This window comes from Mesorhizobium sp. M0189 (assembly GCF_040322135.1).
Classification (GTDB): domain Bacteria; phylum Pseudomonadota; class Alphaproteobacteria; order Rhizobiales; family Rhizobiaceae; genus Mesorhizobium.
This window is the reverse complement of sequence record NZ_JAMYSW010000012.1, coordinates 31,959-55,487: the sequence shown is the minus strand read 5'-3', so window position 1 is coordinate 55,487 and position 23,529 is coordinate 31,959. Positions and strand designations below refer to the sequence as shown.

27 protein-coding genes and 1 riboswitch are annotated in these 23,529 nt (G+C 63.5%); of the genes, 11 read left to right on the top strand and 16 right to left on the bottom strand.

Features of this window, described 5'->3' with window-relative positions:
* Positions 1-49 precede the first annotated feature (49 nt).
* Entirely contained in the window at positions 50-1,051 is a 1,002-nt protein-coding gene (locus tag NKJ09_RS20995; protein ID WP_352495625.1) for a DUF2125 domain-containing protein, read from the top strand.
* A 130-nt stretch (positions 1,052-1,181) separates the two neighbouring features.
* On the opposite strand, the gene NKJ09_RS20990 is transcribed toward NKJ09_RS20995, so the two are convergent.
* Positions 1,182-2,117 (bottom strand): prephenate/arogenate dehydrogenase family protein, encoded by a 936-nt coding sequence (locus NKJ09_RS20990; protein WP_352483504.1) that lies wholly within the window; start codon positions 2,115-2,117, stop codon positions 1,182-1,184.
* A 6-nt stretch (positions 2,118-2,123) separates the two neighbouring features.
* A complete protein-coding gene (hisC, locus tag NKJ09_RS20985; protein ID WP_023721107.1) occupies positions 2,124-3,233 on the bottom strand; it encodes a histidinol-phosphate transaminase in 1,110 nt (369 codons plus the stop codon).
* Between the two features lie 138 nt (positions 3,234-3,371).
* Positions 3,372-3,449: riboswitch (SAM riboswitch) on the top strand.
* A gap of 75 nt (positions 3,450-3,524) precedes the next feature.
* Between hisC and metX the strand changes: the two genes are divergently transcribed.
* Complete coding sequence (gene metX, locus NKJ09_RS20980) at positions 3,525-4,694, top strand: homoserine O-acetyltransferase MetX (protein ID WP_292661143.1); 1,170 nt, start codon at positions 3,525-3,527, stop codon at positions 4,692-4,694.
* Between the two features lie 172 nt (positions 4,695-4,866).
* Entirely contained in the window at positions 4,867-5,481 is a 615-nt protein-coding gene (gene metW / locus NKJ09_RS20975) for a methionine biosynthesis protein MetW (protein ID WP_023721109.1), read from the top strand.
* A 62-nt stretch (positions 5,482-5,543) separates the two neighbouring features.
* On the opposite strand, the gene NKJ09_RS20970 is transcribed toward metW, so the two are convergent.
* The gene (locus tag NKJ09_RS20970; protein ID WP_352483503.1) at positions 5,544-5,753 is read right to left on the bottom strand and encodes a hypothetical protein; all 210 of its coding nucleotides are present in this window, start codon (positions 5,751-5,753) and stop codon (positions 5,544-5,546) included.
* Between NKJ09_RS20970 and NKJ09_RS20965 the strand changes: the two genes are divergently transcribed.
* Positions 5,752-5,958, top strand: a complete 207-nt coding sequence (locus NKJ09_RS20965; protein ID WP_352483502.1) for a hypothetical protein — start codon at positions 5,752-5,754, stop codon at positions 5,956-5,958. The genes NKJ09_RS20970 and NKJ09_RS20965 overlap by 2 nt on opposite strands.
* A gap of 84 nt (positions 5,959-6,042) precedes the next feature.
* Here the strand turns inward: NKJ09_RS20965 and NKJ09_RS20960 are convergent, their stop codons facing one another.
* A complete protein-coding gene (locus NKJ09_RS20960; RefSeq protein WP_023721111.1) occupies positions 6,043-6,363 on the bottom strand; it encodes a DUF1330 domain-containing protein in 321 nt (106 codons plus the stop codon).
* Between the two features lie 235 nt (positions 6,364-6,598).
* On the opposite strand from NKJ09_RS20960, the gene NKJ09_RS20955 reads away from it, so the two are divergent.
* Entirely contained in the window at positions 6,599-7,345 is a 747-nt protein-coding gene (locus NKJ09_RS20955) for an SDR family NAD(P)-dependent oxidoreductase (RefSeq protein ID WP_352483501.1), read from the top strand.
* Between the two features lie 41 nt (positions 7,346-7,386).
* A complete protein-coding gene (locus tag NKJ09_RS20950) occupies positions 7,387-8,412 on the top strand; it encodes an RNA polymerase subunit sigma-70 (protein ID WP_352483500.1) in 1,026 nt (341 codons plus the stop codon).
* Between the two features lie 18 nt (positions 8,413-8,430).
* On the opposite strand, the gene NKJ09_RS20945 is transcribed toward NKJ09_RS20950, so the two are convergent.
* The 3 genes from NKJ09_RS20945 to NKJ09_RS20935 all read right to left on the bottom strand — a co-directional run bounded on the left by NKJ09_RS20945 (position 8,431) and on the right by NKJ09_RS20935 (position 12,047).
* Positions 8,431-9,237: a DUF1194 domain-containing protein gene (locus tag NKJ09_RS20945; protein WP_352483499.1), complete on the bottom strand. Its 807-nt coding sequence runs from the start codon at positions 9,235-9,237 to the stop codon at positions 8,431-8,433.
* A 76-nt stretch (positions 9,238-9,313) separates the two neighbouring features.
* Positions 9,314-11,146, bottom strand: a complete 1,833-nt coding sequence (locus NKJ09_RS20940; protein WP_023721115.1) for an ABC transporter ATP-binding protein/permease — start codon at positions 11,144-11,146, stop codon at positions 9,314-9,316.
* Between the two features lie 130 nt (positions 11,147-11,276).
* Positions 11,277-12,047, bottom strand: a complete 771-nt coding sequence (locus NKJ09_RS20935) for a class I SAM-dependent methyltransferase (protein ID WP_352483498.1) — start codon at positions 12,045-12,047, stop codon at positions 11,277-11,279.
* Positions 12,048-12,145: 98 nt separating this feature from the next.
* On the opposite strand from NKJ09_RS20935, the gene gloB reads away from it, so the two are divergent.
* Both gloB and NKJ09_RS20925 read left to right on the top strand, forming a co-directional pair.
* A complete protein-coding gene (gloB, locus tag NKJ09_RS20930; protein WP_023721117.1) occupies positions 12,146-12,913 on the top strand; it encodes a hydroxyacylglutathione hydrolase in 768 nt (255 codons plus the stop codon).
* A 20-nt stretch (positions 12,914-12,933) separates the two neighbouring features.
* On the top strand, positions 12,934-13,362 hold the full coding sequence (locus NKJ09_RS20925; protein WP_352483497.1) for a cupin domain-containing protein: 429 nt from the start codon (positions 12,934-12,936) through the stop codon (positions 13,360-13,362).
* Positions 13,363-13,532: 170 nt separating this feature from the next.
* Here NKJ09_RS20925 and NKJ09_RS20920 read toward each other — a convergent pair whose 3' ends face one another.
* The 5 genes from NKJ09_RS20920 to NKJ09_RS20900 all read right to left on the bottom strand — a co-directional run bounded on the left by NKJ09_RS20920 (position 13,533) and on the right by NKJ09_RS20900 (position 17,078).
* Positions 13,533-14,132 (bottom strand): short chain dehydrogenase, encoded by a 600-nt coding sequence (locus NKJ09_RS20920; RefSeq protein ID WP_352495626.1) that lies wholly within the window; start codon positions 14,130-14,132, stop codon positions 13,533-13,535.
* Positions 14,129-14,491: a MerR family transcriptional regulator gene (locus tag NKJ09_RS20915; RefSeq protein WP_352495627.1), complete on the bottom strand. Its 363-nt coding sequence runs from the start codon at positions 14,489-14,491 to the stop codon at positions 14,129-14,131. The genes NKJ09_RS20920 and NKJ09_RS20915 overlap by 4 nt, the downstream gene beginning before the upstream one ends.
* A gap of 181 nt (positions 14,492-14,672) precedes the next feature.
* On the bottom strand, positions 14,673-15,341 hold the full coding sequence (locus tag NKJ09_RS20910; RefSeq protein ID WP_352495628.1) for a lysoplasmalogenase family protein: 669 nt from the start codon (positions 15,339-15,341) through the stop codon (positions 14,673-14,675).
* Positions 15,341-16,246: an aromatic amino acid exporter YddG gene (gene yddG / locus NKJ09_RS20905; protein ID WP_352495629.1), complete on the bottom strand. Its 906-nt coding sequence runs from the start codon at positions 16,244-16,246 to the stop codon at positions 15,341-15,343. Before yddG ends, NKJ09_RS20910 begins: the two co-directional genes overlap by 1 nt.
* 40 nt (positions 16,247-16,286) lie before the next feature.
* Positions 16,287-17,078, bottom strand: a complete 792-nt coding sequence (locus NKJ09_RS20900; protein ID WP_352495630.1) for a DUF3108 domain-containing protein — start codon at positions 17,076-17,078, stop codon at positions 16,287-16,289.
* 617 nt (positions 17,079-17,695) lie between these two features.
* Between NKJ09_RS20900 and rpmB the strand changes: the two genes are divergently transcribed.
* From rpmB to NKJ09_RS20885, 3 genes are all read left to right on the top strand, one after another.
* Positions 17,696-17,992 carry a 50S ribosomal protein L28 gene (rpmB, locus tag NKJ09_RS20895; protein ID WP_023721124.1) on the top strand — a complete coding sequence of 99 codons (297 nt, stop codon included), beginning with the start codon at positions 17,696-17,698 and terminating at the stop codon, positions 17,990-17,992.
* A gap of 82 nt (positions 17,993-18,074) precedes the next feature.
* Positions 18,075-18,755, top strand: a complete 681-nt coding sequence (locus NKJ09_RS20890; RefSeq protein ID WP_352495631.1) for a queuosine precursor transporter — start codon at positions 18,075-18,077, stop codon at positions 18,753-18,755.
* Between the two features lie 83 nt (positions 18,756-18,838).
* Complete coding sequence (locus NKJ09_RS20885; RefSeq protein ID WP_023721126.1) at positions 18,839-19,510, top strand: spermidine synthase; 672 nt, start codon at positions 18,839-18,841, stop codon at positions 19,508-19,510.
* A gap of 55 nt (positions 19,511-19,565) precedes the next feature.
* Here NKJ09_RS20885 and NKJ09_RS20880 read toward each other — a convergent pair whose 3' ends face one another.
* The 4 genes from NKJ09_RS20880 to cobT all read right to left on the bottom strand — a co-directional run bounded on the left by NKJ09_RS20880 (position 19,566) and on the right by cobT (position 23,525).
* Positions 19,566-20,048 (bottom strand): SRPBCC family protein, encoded by a 483-nt coding sequence (locus NKJ09_RS20880; RefSeq protein WP_352483490.1) that lies wholly within the window; start codon positions 20,046-20,048, stop codon positions 19,566-19,568.
* On the bottom strand, positions 20,045-20,413 hold the full coding sequence (locus NKJ09_RS20875; RefSeq protein ID WP_352483563.1) for an ArsR/SmtB family transcription factor: 369 nt from the start codon (positions 20,411-20,413) through the stop codon (positions 20,045-20,047). Before NKJ09_RS20875 ends, NKJ09_RS20880 begins: the two co-directional genes overlap by 4 nt.
* A 191-nt stretch (positions 20,414-20,604) precedes the next feature.
* Positions 20,605-21,630: an esterase-like activity of phytase family protein gene (locus NKJ09_RS20870; RefSeq protein WP_352483489.1), complete on the bottom strand. Its 1,026-nt coding sequence runs from the start codon at positions 21,628-21,630 to the stop codon at positions 20,605-20,607.
* The gene (cobT, locus tag NKJ09_RS20865) at positions 21,627-23,525 is read right to left on the bottom strand and encodes a cobaltochelatase subunit CobT (protein WP_023721130.1); all 1,899 of its coding nucleotides are present in this window, start codon (positions 23,523-23,525) and stop codon (positions 21,627-21,629) included. Before cobT ends, NKJ09_RS20870 begins: the two co-directional genes overlap by 4 nt.
* Between the last annotated feature and the right edge of the window lie 4 nt (positions 23,526-23,529).

Sequence of the window (23,529 nt, the reverse complement as noted above, 5' to 3'; positions counted from 1 at the left end):
CCGAAAGCGACAGCCCGCCCGTGTCACCCGCGTTAACGAAAGCCGCAGCATGACGTCAAGTGACGAGCGCCCGCCGCCCAGCCAACGTCGCCGCCTGTTGTGGCTTGCCGCTTTCATCCTCGTGCTGTTCGGCATCTACAGCGCCGGCTGGTTCTACCTGGCGGATCTGGTCGAGAGCGCAACCGAAAAGGCGGTCGCCGATCTCGACGACAACGGCATCAAGGCCGACTGCGCCAATCTTGCGGTCAGCGGCTATCCCTTCACCTTCACCCTTTCCTGCGACAGTCTGGCTTACGAGGACGACAGCCGCAACGTCGCTGCATCGACAGGCAAAATCAACGCCGCCACGCAGATCACGCGGCTTCTGTCGCCTGCCGCCGAGTTCAGGGGGCCGCTCAGGACCTCTGTTCCCGGCATGACGCCGCTGTGGATCGACTGGGATGATCTGCGGGCCGACATGAAGCTGTCCTGGCCGCTGCCGGGGCGCCTCTCGCTGCAGGCAGAAGGCCTGTCCGGCCAGACCGATCCGGCGGACGACACCGATCCTGTCTCGCTGTTCAGCGCCGGAACCGCCACCGGACAATTGCGCCCAAACGGCCAGGACATCGACTATGCCGGCAATTTCACCGATCTCGAAATCGACGCAGAGGCCATCGGCGGGCGCGTCTTGCCGCCACTCGACGGCAGCGGCGACGTGACATTGAAGAACGGTGTGACGCTGATCAAGGCAAATCCGAAGAGCCTGCGCGGCCAGGCGGTCGAAATCCGCGAGCTCGATCTGTCGTCCGGAACTGCGCGCATCACCGTTTCCGGACCGCTGTCGGTCGACAATGATGGTCTCATAAATGCCGACCTGATGATCAAGCTCAATGATCCGAAGGCCGTGGCGGCAATCCTCGCCACCGCCATCCCCGAGCAGAAGAAAGAAATCCAGACCGGCTTCGCCGGACTGGCGCTGCTCGGCAACGCACCGTCGATGCCGCTGAAGATCGTCAAGGGCAAGGCCTCGCTCGGCTTCATCCCGCTCGGCAAGATCAAGCCGCTCGACTAGAGCAATTCCAGGAAATTGTGAACGGTTTTCCGTCCGGATTGCGTCAAACAAAAAGATAGACCGGTTCGGCGTTTCCGTGAAACGATGAACCGTTCTGGGGCGGTACGGCCTGCGATCGGCTTGCCGCGGCTTATCCCTTCGGCGGGTGTTCGACTGCCTGGCGGCCGAAATCCGGTACGTCGATGTCCTGGCCGGCCTCGATAATCGAGCGGCGGACAGCGCGGGTGCGGGTGAACAGGTCGAACAGCTTTTCGCCGTCGCCCCAGCGGATCGCCCGCTGCAGCGAGGATAGATCTTCCGAGAACCGCGCCAGCATTTCGAGGATGGCGTCCTTGTTGTGCAGGCAGACGTCGCGCCACATGGTCGGGTCGGACGCCGCGAGACGGGTGAAGTCGCGAAAGCCGGAAGCCGAGTATTTGATGACCTCGGACTTGGTCACCGACTCCAAATCGTCGGCGGTACCGACGATGTTATAGGCGATGATGTGCGGCAGGTGCGAAACGATGGCCAGCGTCATGTCGTGATGCTGCGGGTCCATCGTGTCGATGTTGGAGCCGCAGCGGCGCCAGAATTCCGAGAGCTTTTCCAGCGCCACGGGATCGGTGCCGGCCAGCGGCGTGAAAATGCACCAGCGGTTCTCGAACAGTTCGGCAAAACCGGCATCCGGTCCCGATTTTTCGGTGCCGGCCAAAGGATGGCCGGGGATGAAGTGCACGCCATCAGGCACATGCGGCTGCATCTGCGCGATCACCGATGCCTTGGTCGAGCCGACATCGGTGAGGATGGCGCCCTTCTTCAGCGCCGGTGCGATCTCCTGGGCGACCGTGCCTGAAGAGCCGACCGGCACCGAAACGATGACCAGATCGGCATCGCGAACCGCTTCTTTCGCATCTGTCGTGTAGGTGTCGCCAAGGCCGAGTTGGCTCGCCCGCTCCAGCGTCGCTTCGCTGCGCGTCGAAATGGCGACTTGGCCGGCAAGTCCCTCGCGGCGGATGACGCGGGCCAGCGACGAACCGATCAGGCCGATGCCGACCAGCGCGATCTTTTCGAACATCGGTGAGGTCATGGTGCCCTAGCTTTTCAGGAATGTCGCGAGTGCTGCGACAACGCCGCGATTGGCCTCTTCGGTGCCGATGCTCATGCGCAGCGCGTTGGGAAAACCGTAGCCGGAAACGCGCCGCAATATGTAGCCGCGCGCACTGAGGTAGTCGTCGGCGGCCGCCGCCGAATGCTTTTTGTCTTCGGGAAAGTGGATCAGGATGAAATTGCCGACGCTCGGGGTCACCCGCAGCCCGAGCCCGGTCAATTGCTCGCTCAGCCAGGCCAGCCAGGTCTCGTTATGCGCGACGCTGCGCTCGATATGAGCGCGGTCGCGGATCGCCGCGATGCCGGCCTCGATCGCCGTCGCATTGACGTTGAAAGGCCCGCGCACGCGGTTGATCGCGTCGATGACGTGCATTGGCGCATAGATCCAGCCGATCCGCGCGCCACCGAGGCCCAATTTCGAGAAGGTGCGGGTCATGACCACGTTTTCCGCGCTGCCCACCAACTCGACGCCGGCTTCATAGTCGTTGCGCCGGACATATTCGGCGTAGGCGGCATCCAGCACCAGAAGCACGTTTCGCGGCAGGCCGGCATGCAGGCGGCGCACCTCCTGGAACGGCACGTAAGTGCCGGTCGGGTTGTTCGGATTGGCAAGGAAGATGATCCTGGTACGCGGCGTCACCGCGGCGAGGATCGCATCGATGTCGGCGCGTTCATCGGTCTCCTTGACCGTTACCGGGACGGCACCGGCCGACTGTATGTAGATCTTGTAGACCATGAAGCCGTGTTCGGTGATGATGGCTTCATCGCCGGGCGCGAGGTAGGTCTGCGCAAGCAGGCCCAGGATCTCGTCGGAACCGTTGGAGCAGACGATGTTCGCCGGATTGAGCCCATGCACCTCGGCGATCGCCTCCCGCAGGCGCCTGGCGCTGCCGTCGGGATAGACCGCGAGCTTGTCGGCGACCGCGCGCGCGGCCTCTATCGCCTTTGGCGAAGGACCGAGCGGGTTCTCGTTCGCCGACAGTTTGTAGACTTTGGCGACACCTTCCGGCGCCGCGCTCTTGCCGGGCACATAGGCTTCGATGTCCATGATGCCGGCGCGGGGCGTTGGACGTGTCTGATCCGGTGTCTGGCTCATTCCATGAAATCCGTCGAGGATGCCTCCATCCGGAGGCCGCAGCGGAAATACAAGCCGTGGCCAGGAATGTCGAGGGGCGGCAATTCGGGATCAAGAACTTGCCGTTGACGAAGCCATGCGTCAGTCCTAGAAGAGCATCGACAGTTCCGTGGTGATTTGGCCGGTCGGCTTGCAGCCACGTTAAACAACTTGCTAAAGGGCCGTTTGCATCTTGTAACCGGCTTTGCGAAGGCATGGCCGGTTTTTGTTGCCCAGACCGGTGGACAACTAAAGCCCGGGCAAGGAGATGTGATGGTCGCTTTGCGCGCTCGAAAAACCAACAACGAGGCCGACCAGCCGTCGAGCCCAGTGTTGCGTTTCGGCGCCGACAAGCCGCTCAAGCTCGACGCCGGCACGCTGCTGTCGCCGTTCCAGATCGCCTACCAAACCTATGGCACGCTCAACGACGCGCGCTCCAACGCCATCCTCGTCTGCCATGCGCTGACCGGCGACCAGCATGTCGCCAACACCAATCCGGTGACCGGCAAGCCGGGCTGGTGGGAAGTGCTGATCGGCCCCGGCAAGATCATCGATACCGACCGTTTCTTCGTCATCTCGTCCAACGTCATCGGCGGCTGCCTCGGTTCCACCGGCCCCGCCTCGACAAATCCCGCAACCGCCAAGCCTTACGGACTCGACCTGCCGATCATCACCATCCGCGACATGGTGCGGGCGCAGCTGATGCTGGTCGAGCATTTCGGCATCGAACAGCTGTTCAGCGTGCTGGGCGGCTCGATGGGCGGCATGCAGGTGCTGCAATGGGCCTCCAGCTATCCCGAGCGCGTCTTCTCGGCCCTGCCGATCGCCACCGGCGCCCGCCATTCCTCGCAGAACATCGCTTTCCACGAGGTCGGCAGGCAAGCGGTGATGGCCGACCCCGACTGGCATGGCGGCAAATATTTCGAGCACGGCAAGCGACCGGAAAAGGGGCTGGCGGTGGCGCGCATGGCCGCCCACATCACTTATCTGTCGGAAGCAGCGCTGCACCGCAAGTTCGGCCGCAACCTGCAGGACCGCGAAGCGTTGACCTTCGGCTTCGATGCCGACTTCCAGATCGAGAGCTATCTGCGCCATCAGGGCATGACCTTCGTCGATCGCTTCGATGCCAACTCCTATCTCTACATGACCCGGGCGATGGACTATTTCGATCTCGCCGCCGACCATGGCGGCCGGCTGGCCGATGCCTTCGCCGGCACCAAGACCCGTTTTTGCCTGGTCTCCTTCACCAGCGACTGGCTGTTCCCGACCGAGGAGAGCCGCTCGGTCGTTCACGCGCTGAACGCGGCCGGCGCCTCGGTATCGTTCGTCGAAATCGAGACCGACCGCGGCCACGACGCCTTCCTGCTCGACGAGCCGGAACTGTTCGCCGCCATCAAAGGCTTCATCGCCTCGGCGGCCCGGGCTAGAGGGCTCGGCGCATGACCTCGAAAAGTTGCACGCTTTTCGGATCAGGACCATGTGCCAGGCATCAGCGCATGACCCTGAAAAGTTGCAGACTTTTCGGATCAGGATCATGCGCCAGGCATCAGCGCATGGCCCCGAAAAGTTGCAGACTTTTCGGGTCAGGACCATGCGCCAGGCAGGAGCCGAGCCAATGAGCGTCAACCGCGCCCAGCGCGTCGACCTCGAAGTCGTCGCCGATCTCATCCCGCCGCAGTCGCGGGTGCTGGACGTCGGTTCCGGCGACGGCCTGCTGCTCGAATTGCTGCAGGCGACCAAGAAGGTCGACGGCCGCGGGCTGGAACTGTCGCAGCGCGGCGTCAACGAATGCGTGGCGCGCGGCCTGTCGGTCATTCAAGGCGATGCCGACAAGGACCTCCAATTCTATCCCGACAAGGGCTTCGACTTTGTCGTCTTGTCGCAGACCTTGCAGGCGACCCGCAATCCGAAGCTGGTGCTCGACGAACTGCTCCGGATCGGCAACCGCGCCATCGTCTCATTCCCCAATTTCGGCCACTGGCGGGTACGCTTTTCGCTGCTCTTCAACGGCCGCATGCCGGTGACCAAGGACCTGCCCTATTACTGGTACGACACCCCCAACATCCATTTCTGCACCATTCGCGATTTCGTCAATCTATGCGACGAACTGGGCGCGACGGTGGAAAAGGCAACCGCGCTCGACGCCAACGGCCAGCGGATCGGCTTCTCGATGCCGTGGTGGTTCTGGAACTTTTTCGGCCAGCAGGCGGTATTTCTGCTGAAACGATAGGTTAACAGGCAGAAGCAACGAACCTCCGACCTCCGCAAAAAACCATATTTTCAGTTTTCCATTCAATGAAATTGCCCAGCATTCTTTGTTGCTTTAACAGGTCTCAAATGGGTTGGTTTGGGGGAAGCAATGAAGACGCTAGTATTAGCAACAGCTTTGATATCGGCCACTTTGATTTCTGGGTGTACGACATCGAAGACCGATTTCCAGAATGGACAAGTCGCGTTGAGCGGCAGCCCGGCGCTGAAGCGGCAGGCGATCCAGCGGTGCATGACCAAGTTCAAGATGCGGTTCGGCAAGGTTGAAAGGGCAAACCTCGCCGCGCTCATGAACGTCCCGGACGCCGGATTGGAACACACGTTCTGCACGCGATTGATGAACGGCTTCGCGAACGGGAGGATCAACTACTCGGATTATCTGGCTGCATTGTCGCACGGCGACATGTCCAACGCGATCAAGGTGCTGCAGGGGCGGTGAAGCTGCCGATGCAGACGCGATCCAAATTCAGTGTCGCCGGACAGATGGCGGCGCCATAGAAGCCGATCGTAGCCGATCATTGCCCTATTCAAGTACGTCGGTGGCCTTGTGCGGATGCGCAACGCCGTCGACAAGGACCACATCGGACTGAGAATTCTCGGTGCGCAGCGGCAAGATCTCCTGATAGGCGGCCGAGCGGTACCATCCGCGCGCCTGCTGCATGTCTGGAAATTCGATCATGACGAGGTGCCCCGGCCAGGTGTTTTCAACCACGTCCACCTCGCTGCCATGCACAATGAAGCGCCCGCCGAACGGCTCAAGCGTGGCATCGATCTTCTGCAGGTACTCGACGATCGGCGGCCCCGGCGTGACCTGGCGCATATGGGCGACGGCGTAGGCGGTCATGGTGTAACTCCTTGTGGTCGAAAGCCGGACAACCGGCTTGATGGGAGCAGTTTGCCGGGACGTTGCGCGCTGGTCGATTACCCCCGAGGTAATGACACCGAATACAAAACTGGCGCGCCGCTGCCGTCACCTGAAAGATATTTCTGCCTGGCACCGATGATTTCCGCCCACCTGCGCTGTCCTTATCGATGAGCGCGCCTGGATGGTCCGGCGGCCGGGAACAGAGAGGTGATCCATGGGATCGTTGCAAAATCAGAATGTCGTCGTCGTCGGAGGCAGCCGGGGTGTCGGCCGCTCCATTGCGGAGGTCGCCCTCAAGGAGAAAGCGACGGTGCTGGCGGTCGCCCGCGGAAAACAGGCCCTGGCGCAATTTGCCTGGGAGGTCTCCGGCGTGAAGACGCTCGCGATCGATGCGACGGTGGACTCCGCCCCCGATAAGGTCTTCGCCGCGCTTGAGCCGGACGTGCTGGTGATCTGCGCAGGTGCGCTGGCCCCTTCCGCGCCGGTGCATGAACAGAACTGGAAGGCCTTCTCGGCAAATTGGGACACCGACGTCAAGGCGTCGTTCCTGTTTTGCCGGGCTGCTCTGCGCCGTCCGCTCAAGCCGGGAACCCGGATCGTTCTGATCTCCAGCGGCGCGGCCTTGAGCGGTGGGCCACCCAATGCCGGCGGCTATGCCGGCGCAAAACGCATGCAGATGTTCCTGGCCGGTCATAGCCAGAAGGAGTCGGACCGGCTTGGCCTCGGCCTGCGCTTCATGGCGCTCGCGCCGATGCGGATCATGCCGGAGACCGGCGTGGGCAAGGCCGGCGTCGACAGCATCGCGGCCTATATGGGCATCCAGCCGGCGGACTTCATCGCCGCCATGACCGACATGCAGACGCCGGCCGATGTCGGACGGGCGGTGGTCGCACTCGCCACCGGCCAGCCGCAAGGCAGTTCCTTCATGGTGAGCGGGAGCGGGCTTGCCCCGGCCGCCTGAGGCGCGCGTAATGCAAACCTGACCCGGAACCCGAAAGTAGCATGACAGACGCTCAACCACCTCTGGAACCGGCACGCCAGCCGATCCTCGATCGGCTGGCCTTCGAGAAGGTCACGGCCGCGCATCGCCGCGAGCTCAAGCTGCATTGCTATCGCATGATGGGTTCGCTGCACGAGGCCGACGACCTCGTCCAGGACACGTTGCTTCGCGCCTGGCGCGCAAGGTCGGAGTTCGACGGGCGGGGTTCGGTTCGCGGTTGGCTCTATATGATCGCGACCAATGCTTGCCTTAACGCCATCAAGGCGACGTCGAGGGCGCGTCGCATTCTCCGGGAACCCGGACGGCCGCCGTCGCACGGGGCGGCCATAGGCGGGCCCGTAGCTGACGTCGCGTGGCTGGAGCCCTACCCCGACGCCGAGCTTCCAGACATTGCCGGCAGCGAGCCAGGTCCGGAAGCCCGTTACGAGAGCCGCGAGGCCGTCCAGCTCGCCTTCGTCGCCGCTATCCAGGATCTGCCGCCCAGGCAGCGCGCCGCGCTGCTGCTTGCCGACGTCCTGGGATGGTCGGCCGTCGAGACGGCGCGTTTGCTGGGCGGATCGACGGCTTCGATCAACAGCGCGTTGCAGCGCGCCCGCGCAACGCTGGCGGCGCGCTATCCTGGCGGACGGCCGGCCAGCCGATCACGGCCCAACGCCGAAGAAGGCCTGCTGCTCGAACGTTACATGCAGGCCTGGCAGGCCGCCAATCTCGAAGGTTTGATCGAGCTCCTGCGTGAGGACGCCATCTATACCATGCCGCCTTGGCGCGAATGGTATCAAGGCCGCGAAGCGATCCGCGGTTTCTTCGAGACCGTCTGGCCGAGGTTCGGCGGCTTCCGCACGCTGGCCACCGCGGCCAATGGCCAACCGGCGGTCGGGGTCTATTCCCGCAGCCACGATGACCCGGCGTGGCGGGCCCATTCCCTGCATGTGTTCGAGCCAGCCGAGGGCGGGATCGCTTCCTTGACGATCTTCATAGGGCCGCTCGGCCCCAGCCTGTTCCCGGCCTTCGGCCTGCCACCGGCCTAGCTTACCCCCTAGCAAGCCTTACCGGTCGAGTTCCGGGAAATACGGGTCGGAGAAAAACCGCCGGTCGCGCTCGCCTTGCAGGCAGTCGATCGGTGCGTCGGTGCGGATCGTCCTCGGATCCTCCTTGGGATACTCGACGCCGCTGACCTCGAGGATCAGTTTGCGGCGAGTGGCGGTGGCGAATTCGGAAACCGCGTAGATCGGTAGCACGAACGAGCCCGGTCCGCCGGTGACGCATTCGGCATAATACCGGTCGAGATGGCTGAAGGTCGGTGACGGGCTGATCAGGATCGGCAACCCGTTGATGACGATGCCCTTCGCCAGCGCCGCATCGCGTGCCGTTGTGACCGGCAAGCCGGTGTTGTTTGGGCCATCGCCAGAGACGTCGATGACGCGGCGTTTGGCCACGAAGGCCGTGCCATCGAAAAGCTCGGCGCCGAAGGCCACGGCACCGGAAATAGAGGTGCCGCGAAAGCTCCTGAACGGGCGGGCCGCGATCTTGTCGGCGAAAGCGTTGGCGCTCTCCTTGCTGTCGATGACGTGCCAGGCAATGACCGCATCGTCGCGGATGGTGCCGGCCCATTCGAAATAGGCGATGGCGATGCGGCCGGAAGGGCCGGTACGCACGGCATTGATGAAGTCGGGATGTCGCAGCGCCGCGACATAGCCGGCGCGCTGCAGGGCAAACTCCCTTTCATCCATCGACTGCGAGATGTCGACGGCCAGCACCAGCTCGACGTCGACGGCAATGGCATTGGCGGGCGCGGCCACAGGTGCTGCCGGGGCACAGGCAAGGCAGGCGAGCAGGGCGAGAGCGTCAAGCATGGCCGATCGGAACGTTCCCATCTGAAACGATCGCGATAGTTTTTCGCCGCGATCGCGGCGAAATAAAGCTTGGCTTCTATTTCTTTCGGCGAGCCGAGGCGATAATCGGGGGCGGTTCGATGGCGCCTGCCCTGACACGGGCCGGCTTGAGGGGCGGTTGGCCGGCATCCTTGACGATGGTCAACGCTCGCGGGAAGAAGCGGGTATTGTGCTGGCCGCGGCCGATATTGAGGATCGCGGCGTCGGGAAGGCGCTTGTCCAGCATCGACAGCACTTGCCTCAGCGTCGCGCCGTCGAACGCGTCCAGCGCCTCGTCGATGATCACCCATTTCGGCCGTCGCAAGGCGAGCCTGGCAAAGGCCAGCAGACGCTGCTCGTCGTCGCTGAGCTCACGCTCCCAGCGCGCCGAGTGATCGAGCGAGGACGACAGGCGTTGCAGCCCGACATCGGCCAGCACCTCCGAAATCTCGGCATCGCTCGCCTCCGCCGCGCCGTCTGAATGGTTGAGCACCTCGCGCAGCCTGCCGAGCGGGAAATAGGGAGTACGCGGAACGAAGATCGGCGCTTCTCCGGCCGGCATGCCGATCCGGCCGCTGCCCCATGGCCACAGACCGGCAATGGCGCGGAAGAAAAGCGTCTTGCCGGCGCCCGGATCTCCGGTGATCATGACGCGGTCGCCGGCGCGGATTTCGACATGCGGCTCGGCAAGCTTGGTGCATCCGTCCGGCGAGGCAATCTCGAGCTTCTCGAATGTCAGGCTGCCGTCGGGATTTTCGCCGAACGAAATGCGCCTTTCCGTATCGTGCAGCGCGTCGGTGTCGCCGAGCGCGATGCGGAAGTCGGCGACCCGCATCAGCGTGGCGCGCCAATCGGCGATGCCGCCGATATTGTTGATGAACCAGCGCAGCGAGGAATGGACCTGGTTGAAGGCGCCGACCGCCATCATCAAGCCGCCAAAGCTGATATCGCCGGCAAAATAGACCGGGGAAGCGACGAGGATCGGCGCGACGACAGTGATCCAGCCATAGGTGTCGGTTACCCAGGAAAGATTGATCTGGGCGCTGTAGATGCGCCGCATGGCGCCCAGCACCATGCCAAGGTCGAATTCGAGCCGGCGCCTGGCATCGGCCTCGCCATGCGCAAGCGCGATGGCATCGACATTCTCGTTGACGCGAACCACCGAGGAGCGCAGTTCCGCCTCACGCGTATAGCGATCGTTGTTGAAGCGGATCAGCGGCCGCCCGACCAGCCAGCTCAACCACGAAGCTGTGCCCGCATAGAGGATCGCCGCCCAGACCATGTAACCGGGTATGGCCAGCGAATGGCCGCCTATGTGGAAGACGAAGCCGGAAGACAGCGACCACAAGACGCCAACGAACGAGGCAAGCAGGATGCAGGACTGCAGCAGGCCGATGCCGAGACCGGTCGAAAGGTCGGAGAGATGCCCGGCATCCTGCTGCAGGCGCTGGTCGGGATTGACGCCGATGGCGCCGGCATGGGTCAGCCGGAAGGCACGCGCCGGCCGCATCCATTCGCCGATCAGGTCGAGCGTCAGCGCCTCGCGCAGCTTCAGGCGAAGCATCTGGTCGAGCCAGGTCTGGCTGACATTGAGCACCACAAGCCCGCCGGCGATGCCGGCGAAGACCAGAAGCTGATGCAGGAAAGCCGGCATGTCGCGCCGCGCCAGCGCGTCGTAGAAAGGCTGGTTCCAGCGATTGAGCAGAACCTGCCCGATCGAGCTCGCCACGATGACGGCGACGATGCCGATCGCTGCCCAAAGCAATTGTTTTCGCACTGGCGAGGTGGTCAGCGCCAATTTGATTGTTGCCAGCTGCTCACGCAGGCTGCTGGCTTCGATCGACGTGGCAAGCTTCTGGGCGCTGGGCTCGACATCCGGATGATCAGCCATGAGTGGATCCTTGCATTCGGAAGCGGTGCTAAACCCCGGTCATAGGATCGACCGCATATGCCTTCAATCGGGCAGCGAACCCGTCCGCGACAGATAGGTGAGAAAAAGCCTGCGTCGGATCACGAACGCGTCATCCTGGCGACGCCGGACGTTCGGCCCCCGACAGCCGGCCAAGCGTCGGCGCGCCATGCGGCGAGAGAACCGGCACGAAGACGCGGCGGGAGGCGCGCTGCGCCACCGGGACGCCCTGATAGAGCCGCTTCTGCGCCTCGACAACGATGACGCCCGAAAAGATCGGCCAGAAGCGCCGGCCGGCACGCTCCAGCACATTGTGGAACTGCATCATGAAACGTCGCGGCGACGGCGGAAAGAACAGCGCATCGGACCACGCCGCCGGCGTGAAATTCGCTTCGCGCAGCAATTCGGTCAGCTGGCCGCGCGAGAACGGCCGGCCATTGCCGAAAGGCGTATGCTCGAAGCGCGCCCAGACGCCGCGCCGGTTGGGCACGACGATGACGACACGGCCGGCCGGCGACAGCACCCGCCAGATCTCGTTCAGCGTCTCGCGCGGGTTCTCGACATGTTCGAGCGAATGGACGAGCAGCATGCGGTCGATACAGGAATCGACCAGCGGCAGCTCCTCGTCGAAGACCAGGGCGGTCGCCGTCGGCCCCGTCGCCGGCCAGACCACCGCGCCCTGCGTCGCCGGCATGAAGGCAAAGACGCGCTCGGCATCGCTGCCGAAGCGCTCCAGCCATGGCAAGGTGTAGCCGAGGCCGACCAGCCGCTCGTTGGGCACAACAGCCCATAGCGAGGACAGCGCCATGGTGATCGAGCGTTCGGCCAGGCGCCCGAGCGTGGTCGAATAGAAGGAACGGAGGTCGACAATATCTGAATGCATGGGCGGAACGGTAGCTTCGAAGCAGTCCAAGTTCAACAAAGGCAGATGACATCGGCTGGCAGGCGCCCTATGTCTGCGCCTGTAAACGGAGAGATATGATGCCGGTCGAGATCGAACAATTCATGTGCCGCAGCGACAATTTCGGCGTGCTGGTGCATGACCCCAAAAGCGGCCAGACGGCGCTCATCGACGCACCAGAAGAGGCGCCGATCCTGGCCGCCATCAAGCGCACCGGCTGGACACCGACGATGATCCTGACCACCCACCACCATCTCGACCACGTCGAGGCCAATCTGGCGCTGAAGGAGCGTTTCAAGCTGCGCATCGTCGGGCCGGAAGCCGAAAAGGCAAAGATTCCCGGCATCGACGAAACCGTCGAGCAAGGCTCGGTCGTCCACCTCGGCGATGAGCGGATCGAGGTCATCGCCACACCCGGCCACACCGCAGGCCATGTCACCTATCACCTGCCGGCGTCAAAAGTGGCATTCGCCGCGGATACGCTGTTTGCGCTCGGCTGTGGGCGGCTGCTCGAATGCAAGCCGCCGGTGATGTACGAATCCCTGAAAAAGCTCGCAGCGCTGCCGGCCGAGACGGTCGTCTATTGCGGACATGAGTATACGCTGGCCAACGCCCGTTTCGCGCTGACCGTCGACCCGACCAATTCGGCGCTGAAAGAGCGTGCCGCCAAGATCGAGGCGCTGCGCGCCGACGGCAAGCCGACGCTGCCGACGACGATCGGCGAGGAACTGTCGACCAATCCGTTCCTGCGCTGGCACGATCCGGCGATCCGCAGGCATCTCGGCCTGGAAAAGGCCTCCGACGCCGAAGTGTTCGCCGAGATCCGCAAGCGCAAGGACAATTTCTGAGCGGCACCAGGAGCTAGGGCATGACCAGTTCCGCCGAAATCATCGCCCTGCTCGGCCTGAAGCCGCATCCGGAAGGCGGCTGGTATGCCGAAACCTTTCGCGACGGCGCGGCAGGCACGCGCGGCCATTCGACGGCGATCTATTTCCTTCTGGAGAAGGACCAATTGTCGGCCTGGCACCGGGTCAAGGACGCGGCCGAGGTTTGGCACTTCTATGACGGTGCGCCGCTGGCGCTGTCGATACATCGAGAAGGCGGTCCCGTCATCGAGGAGATCCTTGGCACGGCGCTTGCCGCAGGCGAGCGGCCGCAGATCGTCGTGCCGGCAGGCTGGTGGCAGTCGGCACGCAGCCTCGGCGAATGGACGCTGGTCGGCTGCACCGTGGCGCCGGGCTTCGATTTCGCCGCCTTCGAATTGGCCGAACCAGGCTGGCTGCCGGGCACGCCGTAGTGGTGAAGACCTGACGCTTGGTACCCAACGACAACAGCCGCTCAGGATGGAAAGCCGTCGTTCAGGTTGTCGCAAGAGTCACTCTCGAACCTCCGAAATTTTGCAACGGAAACTACCCTTGATATTCAGGGGGCGACCAATATGTCCCAACACTTAGGATTTCTGCGAAACTACCCGACGATGATCACTTGGCCGGTGATGGCCCCTTCCACGCTCTTCGCATAGGCGAGCCCCACCCGTTTCGACGAAACGGGCTCGTGACCGGGGAACCACTCGCCATATCTCGGCACGGACACGTCCAGAAGTCCGGGACTCACAACATTGATGCGAAGACCGCGCGGCATCTCGATCGCCGCACCAAGGACAAAACCGCCGAGCGCGCCGTTCGCTGTTGCCGCCCCTGTTCCCATCCGAATGGGATCGCGGTCGAGCACTCCGCTAGTCAGTGTGAACGAGCCGCCATCGCTGACAGTGGCCAACCCTGCCAACACCAGATTGACCTGGCCCATGACCTTATGGCGCAGGCCAAGCATAAACGTCTCTTCGGTGTACTTGCCAAGCGGCCCGAAATGGACATTGCCTGCGGTAGAGATGACGGCATCCACTTTGCCACATTTGGCGTACATGGCATCGAGCGATGCGCGGTCAGCCATATCAACCTGAAAGTCGCCACTAGAGCGGCTGGCCTTGATGATCGCGTGGCGGGAACCCAACTCGTCGCAAACCGCTTTGCCGATGTCACCTTCCGCGCCGACGACAATAATTCTCATGATATTTCTTCTGCCATCTCGTCATATCGTTTGAGCTTGTAGGCAAGGAGTTCGGCGCAGCCATCCAACGCAGCTCGCCGCTTGTCCAGATGCGCTGCGTGATCAAGAAGAACCGCTTTCCGTTCGGGCAGAGTCTCGCTGCCCCGCTGATAAAGCCGCGCAAAGTATCGCATCTGCTCCATGGGCATACCTGTCTCGCGCAGCGAGGACAGGAGTATTAGCCATTCGACATTCTCTGCCGAGAAGTCCCGCCTCCCGTCACGTCCTCGCCTGACCTTCGGAAGCAAACCCAATTTTTCATAATAGCGGATAGTGTCGATACCCAGTCCGCTTGTAGCTGCCGCCTCCGAAATGCGCATGTGTCGCCTACCCTGCCGATTGTGCGCTAGGCTACCAAGCTGGAGCAGCTCTAGGTCAAGCGAGAATTTTTACCCTCTGATCTGACGACCTCGAGGATTGCGTCACAAAGGCTTGCCCATGGGCACCAAGCGTCGGATCTTTCGCCGTTTGCAGGCCGGCATCATCTGAATATCGACATGCCTAGCCTAAAACGAAACCCAGGGTGATCGCCAGCTGACCGGCGTAATACAGCGCCCAGACCGCATGGCGCATCCAGGCACGGTGCGGCGAGATGGCGGGCAGCAGGAACTTTTCCGCGGCAAGCAGCCCGTCGGACAATATGAGCAGGGCGACGCCACCGATGACCCAGGCACTACTCAGGGTAAGCGCGCCAATGCCCATGGCGAGGATTGCCGCCACACGAAGGCCTATCGGCAGGCGCAGTGCCGGGCCGACGCGGCGCCGGAGCGCGAAAACCATCGCCAGCGCCAACACGACCATCGCCAGCACGATCGCTGCCCGCCACGGCTCGGCCAAAAGCAGCCCGAGGCCGCCGCCGGCACGCAGGAACAGCACGACGTAAAGCACATGCGCGGCAAGAAAACTGGCCGCGCCGCCAAGAAATGCCTTCTCGCCGTCGCGCGACAGGAAGGCGTCGCCGACGGCGCTGACGCCCAGTGCGGCGACGAGCAGCCATGGGCCGCTCTGCTGCACGACCAGCACCGCCAGCATCGCCACCGCCAATGTCCTTGCCGCCGACCGCGAAAGACGCGGCGGCATGCCGAGGCTGAACGCATAGATCACCGCCGCCGCCAATGAAAACAGCAGCGTCGCATTGGCATTGGCATCGATGCCGCCGGGAAACGGCATCAAGCGTTTGCCTCGCTCGTGGCCCTCTTGCGCAGCAACAGCGATTTCGCCGCCAGTGCCGCGCCGCCGGTGATCAGCACGCAGGCGGCGAGGATGCGCCATGACGGCTCGGCGAAGCCGGCGGCGATCAGCACCAGTGTCGACAGCAGCGGCGCGGCGTAGCTTGCCGCCCCCAGCACCTGGATGTTGCCGCGCTTGACACCGATGTCCCAGGCATAGAACGCCGCCCCTACCGGCATCAGACCGAGGCCGAGCACGGCCAGCCACTGGCCGGCGCCGTTGGGCAGCACCGTTTCTTCCAGCAACAGATGGCAGACGAGCGAAAGTGCCGCCGTGGCGGCGCAGAACCAGGTGACGATGCTGGTCGGCACCGACGGGAAGCGCCGCGATAACAGCGAATAGGACGACCACAACACGGCACAGACGGCGGCCATCGCATAGCCGAAGGCATAACGTGCATCGAAGGCAAGTCCGCCGCCCTTGGTGACGATCAGGACCGTGCCGGCAAGGCCGAGCAGCGCGCCGACGATATGGTTCCAGGCCAGCCGCTCGCCAGGCATCAGCGCCGATCCCAGCACGATCAGCAGCGGCCACAGATAGGCGATAAGGCTGGCCTCGACGGCCGGCGCATTCCGCAGCGCGGTGAAGTAGAAGAAGTGGTAGCCGAACAGGCCGGCAATGCCGATCACCCAGACTTTGCGTGGTATTTTGACTTGGCGCGGTATCTTCGCGGCGCCATCGGCTGCCGGCATGAACAGCCGGGCAACCAGGCCGACGCAGGTGCCGATCGTAAAGGTGATTGCCGAAAGCAGGAACGGCGGCACCGAACCCGAAGCATCCGTAAACAGCGCCAGCAGCGCCCACATGGCGACCGCGGAGAAGCCGATCAGTGTTGCGCGCGCCATACCCGTCGCCCCGTGGCCCATTGGCGGCGCACCATCACGCCTATTCGTCTGCTTCGAACCGCTCCGCGCTGACCGTCAACGGGCCGATTTGCGTGCTGACCGTGGCGCGGATCGGCGCATATACGCCGCTTTGGCCGACCGGTGCAAACGTCACCATGATGCGGCTGCGTTTCTTCAGGTAGTTCAGCGCCTTGCGGTTCTTGCGGTAGCCGGCCACCGGCTCGAAACCCAGCCTGCAGGTGACCGTATCGCCCTCGTAGCCGGCCACCGAGATCGACCCTTTCGACTCGTAGGTCAGTTTCAGATCGGCACGCATTTCGCCGTCATAGAGCTTCACCGTGCGCCCGCAGACCTGGTCGAGGCTGTCGGCATGGATGACGGTCGCGGCCATCGGATCGAGAACGGATACGAGATCGCTGCCGACCAGCGGTATCCAATTCTCGGGATTGCGCTTCTTTGGCTCAGGCACGACCTTGGTCGAGGTGACCACGCCGTTGGCAAACTGGATGTCGATCATCGACGCCTTCTTGCCGGACGTGTAGTCGGCGCGAAACGCCTGCGGCTGCAACTGCTTGCCCGAAATCTTGCCCTTCGATGAGATCGTGCCTCGCGTATCGTCGAACAATGTGGCGAGCCCGGCGCTGGAGACGCTGCCCTCGATCGAATAGGTGTCGCCCTCGTAATGGCTGGAGAATTTCGCCTTGGCCACGGAAAGGCCGAGGAACGACACCGAATACTCGCCCGTGAAGGATTGCGGCTCGGCGGCCGAAACCGTCGTCGACAGCGCGACGGCGAACAGCACGACCAGGGCATGGAGGAAAGAACGAGGCATGGCGGGTCCTTGATTGTCGACCGGAGACGGGCGATCTGGCATGTCCCTGTGTGACCGCTTATAGGCTGAATTCCGGCCTTAATGTGAAGGCGGCGTCGGCAGGGAACGCTGGGGCTGGTCGGTGGGAGGTGACGGAAGCCAGAAATGAAAAACCCGCCTCGGCGGGCGGGTCGTCGGCGCGAATCAGCACCATACCCAAATTAGTAGCATAGCTGCCGGCACAAAGCAAGAACAAAATGTGGCGCTCGATGAATTTGTCGATCTCCCCCTTGCGGAGGAGATGCCCGGCAGGGCAGAGGGGGTGGGAAGGATCGCCAAGATCCAGCTTATCCTCCCAGTGCCGAGAGTTTTGGCTGCAACGGAGCTAAGTCGGAGGGACAGCACCCCCTCTGGCCTGCCGGCCATCTCCCCCGCAAGCGGGGAGATCGGCAGCTTCGCCACTGGTGCTCATCTCTTGAAGGTGCAATTCCCTCTCCCGAACCAACCCCAAGCTTGACGCATCGGCGAAATGCAACTATGGAACGCCAACTTTTTCCATAAGGCCGCCTGACCGAAACCGCGCGCCACCCGGCGCGGGTCGAATGTTTGGCCAGGACCGAGAACCGAAGGTTAGTATCATGTCCCGCACCTGCGAACTCACTGCCAAGGCAGTCATGTCCGGCAACAATGTGAGCCACGCCAACAACAAGACCAAGCGTCGCTTCCTGCCCAATCTCGTCAATGTGACGCTGATCTCTGAAGCGCTGAACCAGAATGTGCGCCTGCGCATTTCGGCCAACGCGCTGCGTTCGGTCGAGCATCGCGGCGGCCTCGATGCCTTCCTGGCCAAGGCCGATGCCAAGCAATTGTCGCAGCGCGCCCGCCTGTTGAAGAAGCAGATCGCCAAGAAGCTCGCCGAACAGCCGGCCGCCTGAATTTTTCGGCGGCAGCCGCCTTCCAGGGCGTGATCCGAACTCCGGATCGCGTTCCGCTGGTTCCATTACCCAGGATAAAAAAATGATTTTCCTCTCGCGATACCTGCCCTTCGTGGCCGCCATGGCGCTCGTCGTCGTGGCCGCGAACATCCTCGTGCAGTTTCCGATGCAGGGCGCAATCGGCGGGTTGTCGCTGGCCGACATCCTGACCTGGGGCGCCTTCACCTATCCGTTCTCCTTCCTGGTCACCGATCTCGCCAATCGCCGCTACGGCCCGGCGGTGGCGCGCAGGATCGTCTTTGTCGGGTTCATGACAGCGGTGGTCTGCTCGATCGTCATCCCGCCCTTGCTGTTTCGCCACGGCCTGATCGAATTCGAGACCGCCGCCGACCGGCTGGTGCGTATTGCCGCGGCGTCGGGTGCGGCCTTCCTCACCGCGCAATTGCTCGACGTCACCGTGTTCAACCGACTGCGCCGGCAGAGCTGGTGGCGCGCGCCGATCGTCGGCACGCTGGTCGGCTCCGTTTTCGATACGGTGGTGTTTTTCACCGTCGCCTTCGCGGCGGCTTTCGCCTTCGCCGGGCCGAACGATGGCTTTGCGCTGGAGACCGCACCGCTCATGGGCATGCTGCCAGTCGAGACGATGCGCTGGATATCCTGGGCGCTCGGCGATCTCAGCGTCAAGCTGATCATAGCGGTGGTAGCGCTGATCCCTTACCGGCTGCTTGCCGCCCGCTGGAGCCAGCCGGCACTGGCGGCATAGAGCATGATCCCGAACCGAAGGTCCGCGTTAGCGAAAAGTGGGAACCGGTTTTCGGACAAGATCATGCTCAAAGACTATCGAGCATGATCCCCTGGCTTCAGCTGGACTCGGCAAAAACGCCTGACGGCGGACAGGAGCTTCGCCTGAAACGGCGCGGCGGCGAATTCTCGATCATGCTTGGCGCCAACGAGCTGATGAACAGTCGGCTCAGCGGTTCCGAAGAGGCGCTGGCCAAACTGTCCCGTCAAAGGATTGCCGGCCGCCGGAACCCAAGCATCCTGATCGGCGGCCTGGGCATGGGCTTTACCTTGCGCGCGGCGCTGGCCGAGCTCGGCGACGATGCGCAGGTCACTGTTGCCGAACTGGTGCCGGCAGTCGTGACGTGGGCGCGCGGCCCGATGGCCGAGGTTTTCGACGGTTGCCTTGACGACCGGCGCGTCAGTGTTCACGAGACCGATGTCGGTCAGCTCATCCGTTCGCAAGCATCGGCCTGGGACGCGATCCTGCTCGACGTCGACAACGGTCCCGAGGGCATCGTCTACAAGGCCAACGATGCGCTCTACAGCGGCACCGGCCTCAACGCCGCACGCGCCGCGCTCAAGCCCGGCGGTGTGCTGGCGGTCTGGTCGCAGGGCCCTGACGCAGGTTTCACCCGAAGGCTCAAGCAGGCGGGCTTCACGGTCGACGAGGTTAAGGTGCGGGCTCACGGCAAGCGCGGCGCTCGTCACATCGTCTGGCTCGCGAGTAAAGCATAGCGGAAGCAATTCGGGCGGATTGCTGTTTGGGCTCCGCCCGGCATGCCGACACCTACTACTTCGCTTTCTGAAGCTCGGCCGCGAGCGCCTGCAGCAGCCCGCGCGTGCCCTCTTCGCGTCCTTGCGCTGAATCAATGCCATCGAAAAACGCACCCTGTTCGGTATAGGTCAGGCGAGTGCCGTCGCCGGAGGGTGCGAGCTCGACGGTGGTGAGCGACGCCGACAGCGGCTGCGGCCCGACCGCCATCCGGTAGGAAAATACGATGCGTCGGTCAGGGACGATGTCCTGGAACTGCGCATCGAGCCTGATTTCCGGGCCGCCCTGATAGCTGAACCGCGAAACCTCGCCGCCGCCGACATGGAAATCGAAGGTGAACTCGGCGATGGTGAAGCCGTCACCTTCGACGCGCCAGCGCCGCACTGTCGCCTTGTCGGAAAAGGCGAAGAAGACGCGCTCGGGCGATTGCGGATAGGTCCGCTCGATCGTGAAGGTCGAATGGATGACGGAGTGGTCGTTCACGGGCGCAATCTGGTTCATTTCTCTTCGTCCTTTTCCTGGTCGTGGAGTGTTGCGTTCGGTTGGTCAGTCTCCGCCAGAATCTGGCCGAGACGGTCGAGGTGGCGTTCGGCCGGCGTGCGGCGCGCGGCGATCCAGTCGGCGAGCGGGGCGAGCCCGCCGGGCTCGATCCGGCAGGTGCGCACGCGTCCGATTTTTTCGCTGCGGATCAGCCCGCACGCTTCCAGCGCCTGGAGATGCTGGAGCACCGCGGCGAAGGTCATGCCGAACGGCTCCGCCAACTGGCTGACGGTGGCCGGCCCGCGGCCCAGCCTTTCCAGGATTGCCCGCCGCGTCGGCTCGGCAAGAGCCCGCAGGATGCTGTCGATCTCGGAATAGTTAAGCATGGACTTGAGTATTTCGCCGATGACACAAATTGTCAAGCCACAACTAAAGTATTTTTGCAGATGGTGAGAGCCGGTTGGAAACGCGCGACGCGGGTCATTGCGAGGGGAAATCGCCATGGGAAATTGCATGCGCTGCGAAACGGCGCGGAAATGCCAGCATCGCCAACAGCCGATCAATGGCCGATCGCGCGTCAATCCTCGTGCAGGATGAATTCCAGATAGAGGTTGCGCTGCAGGATCGAGTGGTTGTCGTCGGACATCAGCGACACGATCAGCGCGCCGTCGTCGCGGGTCCAGACGTCGAGCGCTTCCATGTTGTCGATCTGGTAATCCATGTCCGCTTCAAGCAGCACCGGCCCGTCGGCGACGGCGCCCTTCTCGACGCTTTCGCCATAGATGCGCCGCAGCCGCATCTTGACGCCGCCGGCCATCGAAAAACTGCGCTCCAGAAGCAACAGGTCGCCATCCGGCAGGAAGGCGCCGTCGGTGATGTCGAAGTCGCCATTGCGCTTGACGGTGAAGACGCCCTTATGCGGCCCTTCGATGATCGCCGCGAAGATGTTACCGGCCTTGTCGAGGCTCTTTTCCGACACCACGACCAGCCCGCCCGCGTGCTGTCCGTAAGGATGGGCGCGGGCGACGGTCTCAAAGCCGCGATTGCGGCGAAGTTCCCAGGCCGGGATCAGGAAGTCCAATTGCTTGAACGGCGCCTTCATGTCGTCCGGATCGATCTTGAACTCTGCGATACGGTGATCGCGCTCGAAGCCGACCGTGGCGATGCCGTCCTGGACCGCGAGGCCTTCGGCATCGACCGCCCATTTCAGGTCGATGGCCTGGCCGGCCGCATCGACCATCTGCTGCATGCGAAAATTCTGAATGCCGGAAGGCCGCTTGTCGGCATCGTGGACAAGGGTGCCGAAGAACCAGAAGCCGGTATCGGCGACGCCGATGAAATCGCTGCCCGGCTTGAGGAACCGAAGCGCCGACAGCGCGCCGAAATCGCGCGTCGGCGAGGTCATTTCGAGCCCGCCGACGAATTCGAGCGGCCCGAACTGTTTGTCCGGCCGGCCGATATGGAATTCGCTGATCGGCCGTGCCGAGATTTCGGCCGGCTCGACCGGGGCCGGCCCGGCAGCGACAGCCGGCGCCAAACTGATGCCTGACAACGCAATGGCGGCCAAAAGCGTCTGCCAAAGGCCGCCGCGGGAAAAAATCATCCGGCGCGCCGCATGCCGCCGCGCCGCGTGTCGCGCACGGTTTCCTCGGCGAACAGCGAGGCCAGCTGCTCGGTCATGGCGCCGGCCAGTTCTTCGGCATCGACGATGGTGACGGCGCGGCGATAGTAGCGGGTGACGTCGTGGCCGATGCCGATGGCCAAAAGCTCGACCGGCGAGCGCGTCTCGATGAGCTCGATGATGGCGCGCAGATGCCGCTCGAGATAATTGCCCGGATTGACCGACAGCGTTGAATCGTCGACCGGCGCGCCGTCCGAGATCATCATCAGGATCTTGCGCTGCTCCGGCCGCGCGATCAGCCGGTTGTGCGCCCAAAGCAGCGCCTCGCCGTCGATGTTTTCCTTGAGCAGGCCCTCGCGCATCATCAGGCCGAGATTGCGGCGCGCCCGCCGCCACGGATGGTCGGCGGATTTATAGATGATGTGGCGCAGATCGTTGAGCCGGCCGGGGTTCGGCGGCTTGCCTTCCTTCAGCCATTTCTCGCGCGCCTGCCCGCCCTTCCAGGCGCGGGTGGTGAAGCCGAGGATTTCGACTGAGACGCCGCAGCGTTCCAGCGTGCGCGCCAGGATGTCGGCGCAGGTGGCCGCGACCGTGATCGGCCGGCCGCGCATCGAACCCGAATTATCGAGCACCAGCGACACCACCGTGTCGCGGAATTTGGTGTCGCGCTCCTGCTTGAAGGACAGAGGCTGCATCGGGTCGATGACAACGCGCACCAGCCGCGCCGGATCGAGATAGCCCTCTTCGAGGTCGAAATCCCAGGAGCGGTTCTGCTGCGCCATCAGGCGGCGCTGCAGCCGGTTGGCCAGCCGCCCGACGACGCCGGAAAGGTTGGCGAGCTGCTTGTCGAGAAAGGCGCGCAGCCGGTCGAGCTCCTCCTCCTCGCAGAGTTCTTCCGCACCTACGGTCTCATCGAAGGCCGTGGTGAAGACCTTGTAGTCGATCTCTTTCGGCAGATTGGTGAAGGGATTGTCGTTGCGGCGCGCCTCGCCGGGCGTCTCCGCGTCGGCGTCGTCATCGTCGGAAAGGTCGTCGGCAGTGGCGTCGGAGGCCTCGGTCTCGGCCGATTGCTCGTCGTCGGACGATGCCTCGGTATCTTCGGACTGCGACTGCTCGGAGCCGGAATCGTCTTCGCCGCCCTCCTCGCTCTGCTCCTCGCCTTGCGGCTGGTTTTCGTCGTTGTCCTCCGAGTCTTCCGTCTCCTGGTCGTCGCCGAGTTCCTCGGCCATTTCCATGGAGGCGAGCATTTCGCGCACGACGCGGGCAAAGGCCTGCTGGTCGTCGAGCTTTGCCGACAGCCCGTCGAGGTCGGCGCTGGCCTTTTCCTCGACCCAGGGGCGCCAGAGATCGACCAGCCGTTCGCCGCTCTTCGGCACAGTGCGGCCGGTCAGCTTTTCGCGCACCATCAGCGCCAGCGCTTCCTCGATCGGCGCGTCGGCCTTGTCCTTGACGTCGACGAGGTTGGCCCTGGCGTATTTGTCCTCGAGCATCGAGCCTATATTGTCAGCGACGCCCTGCATGGCGCGAGAACCGATCGCCTCCACCCGGGCCTGCTCGACCGCGTCATAGATGGCGCGGGCCTGCTTGCCTTCCGGCGCCAGCCTGGTGTGGATGCGCGCATCATGGCAGGCGCGCTTCAGCGCCATGGAATCGCCGAGCCCCCGGGTGATGGCGATATCGGCTTTCGATGCCTTCTTCGGCAGTTCGGGCAGCCGGGCGCGGCTGCCGGCCAGCGCCGGCCGGTCCTTGGCGAAGCCGACTTCGAGGTCCTTGTCGCCGGCGATGGCGCGCATGCAGACGGTAACCGCGCGCTTGAAGCTGTCGTTCTCAGCGCCGGTCTTGGATTTGTTTCGCGTGTTGTCGCCCGGACCCGCCATCGAG

Excerpts from the sequence above, each read along its gene's own strand:
- NKJ09_RS20945 (WP_352483499.1), bottom strand. The coding sequence starts at position 9,237 with ATGCTTGACGCTCTCGCCCTGCTCGCCTGCCTTGCCTGTGCCCCGGCA.
- NKJ09_RS20870 (WP_352483489.1), bottom strand. The coding sequence starts at position 21,630 with ATGATTTTTTCCCGCGGCGGCCTTTGGCAGACGCTTTTGGCCGCCATT.
- rpmB (WP_023721124.1), top strand. The coding sequence starts at position 17,696 with ATGTCCCGCACCTGCGAACTCACTGCCAAGGCAGTCATGTCCGGCAAC.
- NKJ09_RS20995 (WP_352495625.1), top strand. The coding sequence starts at position 50 with ATGACGTCAAGTGACGAGCGCCCGCCGCCCAGCCAACGTCGCCGCCTG.
- NKJ09_RS20920 (WP_352495626.1), bottom strand. The coding sequence starts at position 14,132 with ATGAGAATTATTGTCGTCGGCGCGGAAGGTGACATCGGCAAAGCGGTT.
- NKJ09_RS20875 (WP_352483563.1), bottom strand. The coding sequence starts at position 20,413 with ATGCTTAACTATTCCGAGATCGACAGCATCCTGCGGGCTCTTGCCGAG.
- yddG (WP_352495629.1), bottom strand. The coding sequence starts at position 16,246 with ATGGCGCGCGCAACACTGATCGGCTTCTCCGCGGTCGCCATGTGGGCG.
- NKJ09_RS20955 (WP_352483501.1), top strand. The coding sequence starts at position 6,599 with ATGGGATCGTTGCAAAATCAGAATGTCGTCGTCGTCGGAGGCAGCCGG.
- NKJ09_RS20990 (WP_352483504.1), bottom strand. The coding sequence starts at position 2,117 with ATGACCTCACCGATGTTCGAAAAGATCGCGCTGGTCGGCATCGGCCTG.
- NKJ09_RS20880 (WP_352483490.1), bottom strand. The coding sequence starts at position 20,048 with ATGAACCAGATTGCGCCCGTGAACGACCACTCCGTCATCCATTCGACC.
- NKJ09_RS20925 (WP_352483497.1), top strand. The coding sequence starts at position 12,934 with ATGACCAGTTCCGCCGAAATCATCGCCCTGCTCGGCCTGAAGCCGCAT.
- NKJ09_RS20915 (WP_352495627.1), bottom strand. The coding sequence starts at position 14,491 with ATGCGCATTTCGGAGGCGGCAGCTACAAGCGGACTGGGTATCGACACT.
- NKJ09_RS20900 (WP_352495630.1), bottom strand. The coding sequence starts at position 17,078 with ATGCCTCGTTCTTTCCTCCATGCCCTGGTCGTGCTGTTCGCCGTCGCG.
- cobT (WP_023721130.1), bottom strand. The coding sequence starts at position 23,525 with ATGGCGGGTCCGGGCGACAACACGCGAAACAAATCCAAGACCGGCGCT.
- NKJ09_RS20940 (WP_023721115.1), bottom strand. The coding sequence starts at position 11,146 with ATGGCTGATCATCCGGATGTCGAGCCCAGCGCCCAGAAGCTTGCCACG.
- NKJ09_RS20960 (WP_023721111.1), bottom strand. The coding sequence starts at position 6,363 with ATGACCGCCTACGCCGTCGCCCATATGCGCCAGGTCACGCCGGGGCCG.
- NKJ09_RS20890 (WP_352495631.1), top strand. The coding sequence starts at position 18,075 with ATGATTTTCCTCTCGCGATACCTGCCCTTCGTGGCCGCCATGGCGCTC.
- NKJ09_RS20950 (WP_352483500.1), top strand. The coding sequence starts at position 7,387 with ATGACAGACGCTCAACCACCTCTGGAACCGGCACGCCAGCCGATCCTC.
- NKJ09_RS20965 (WP_352483502.1), top strand. The coding sequence starts at position 5,752 with ATGACCAAGTTCAAGATGCGGTTCGGCAAGGTTGAAAGGGCAAACCTC.
- metX (WP_292661143.1), top strand. The coding sequence starts at position 3,525 with ATGGTCGCTTTGCGCGCTCGAAAAACCAACAACGAGGCCGACCAGCCG.
- NKJ09_RS20910 (WP_352495628.1), bottom strand. The coding sequence starts at position 15,341 with ATGCCGTTTCCCGGCGGCATCGATGCCAATGCCAATGCGACGCTGCTG.
- hisC (WP_023721107.1), bottom strand. The coding sequence starts at position 3,233 with ATGAGCCAGACACCGGATCAGACACGTCCAACGCCCCGCGCCGGCATC.
- NKJ09_RS20885 (WP_023721126.1), top strand. The coding sequence starts at position 18,839 with ATGATCCCCTGGCTTCAGCTGGACTCGGCAAAAACGCCTGACGGCGGA.
- gloB (WP_023721117.1), top strand. The coding sequence starts at position 12,146 with ATGCCGGTCGAGATCGAACAATTCATGTGCCGCAGCGACAATTTCGGC.
- NKJ09_RS20970 (WP_352483503.1), bottom strand. The coding sequence starts at position 5,753 with ATGCACCGCTGGATCGCCTGCCGCTTCAGCGCCGGGCTGCCGCTCAAC.
- metW (WP_023721109.1), top strand. The coding sequence starts at position 4,867 with ATGAGCGTCAACCGCGCCCAGCGCGTCGACCTCGAAGTCGTCGCCGAT.
- NKJ09_RS20935 (WP_352483498.1), bottom strand. The coding sequence starts at position 12,047 with ATGCATTCAGATATTGTCGACCTCCGTTCCTTCTATTCGACCACGCTC.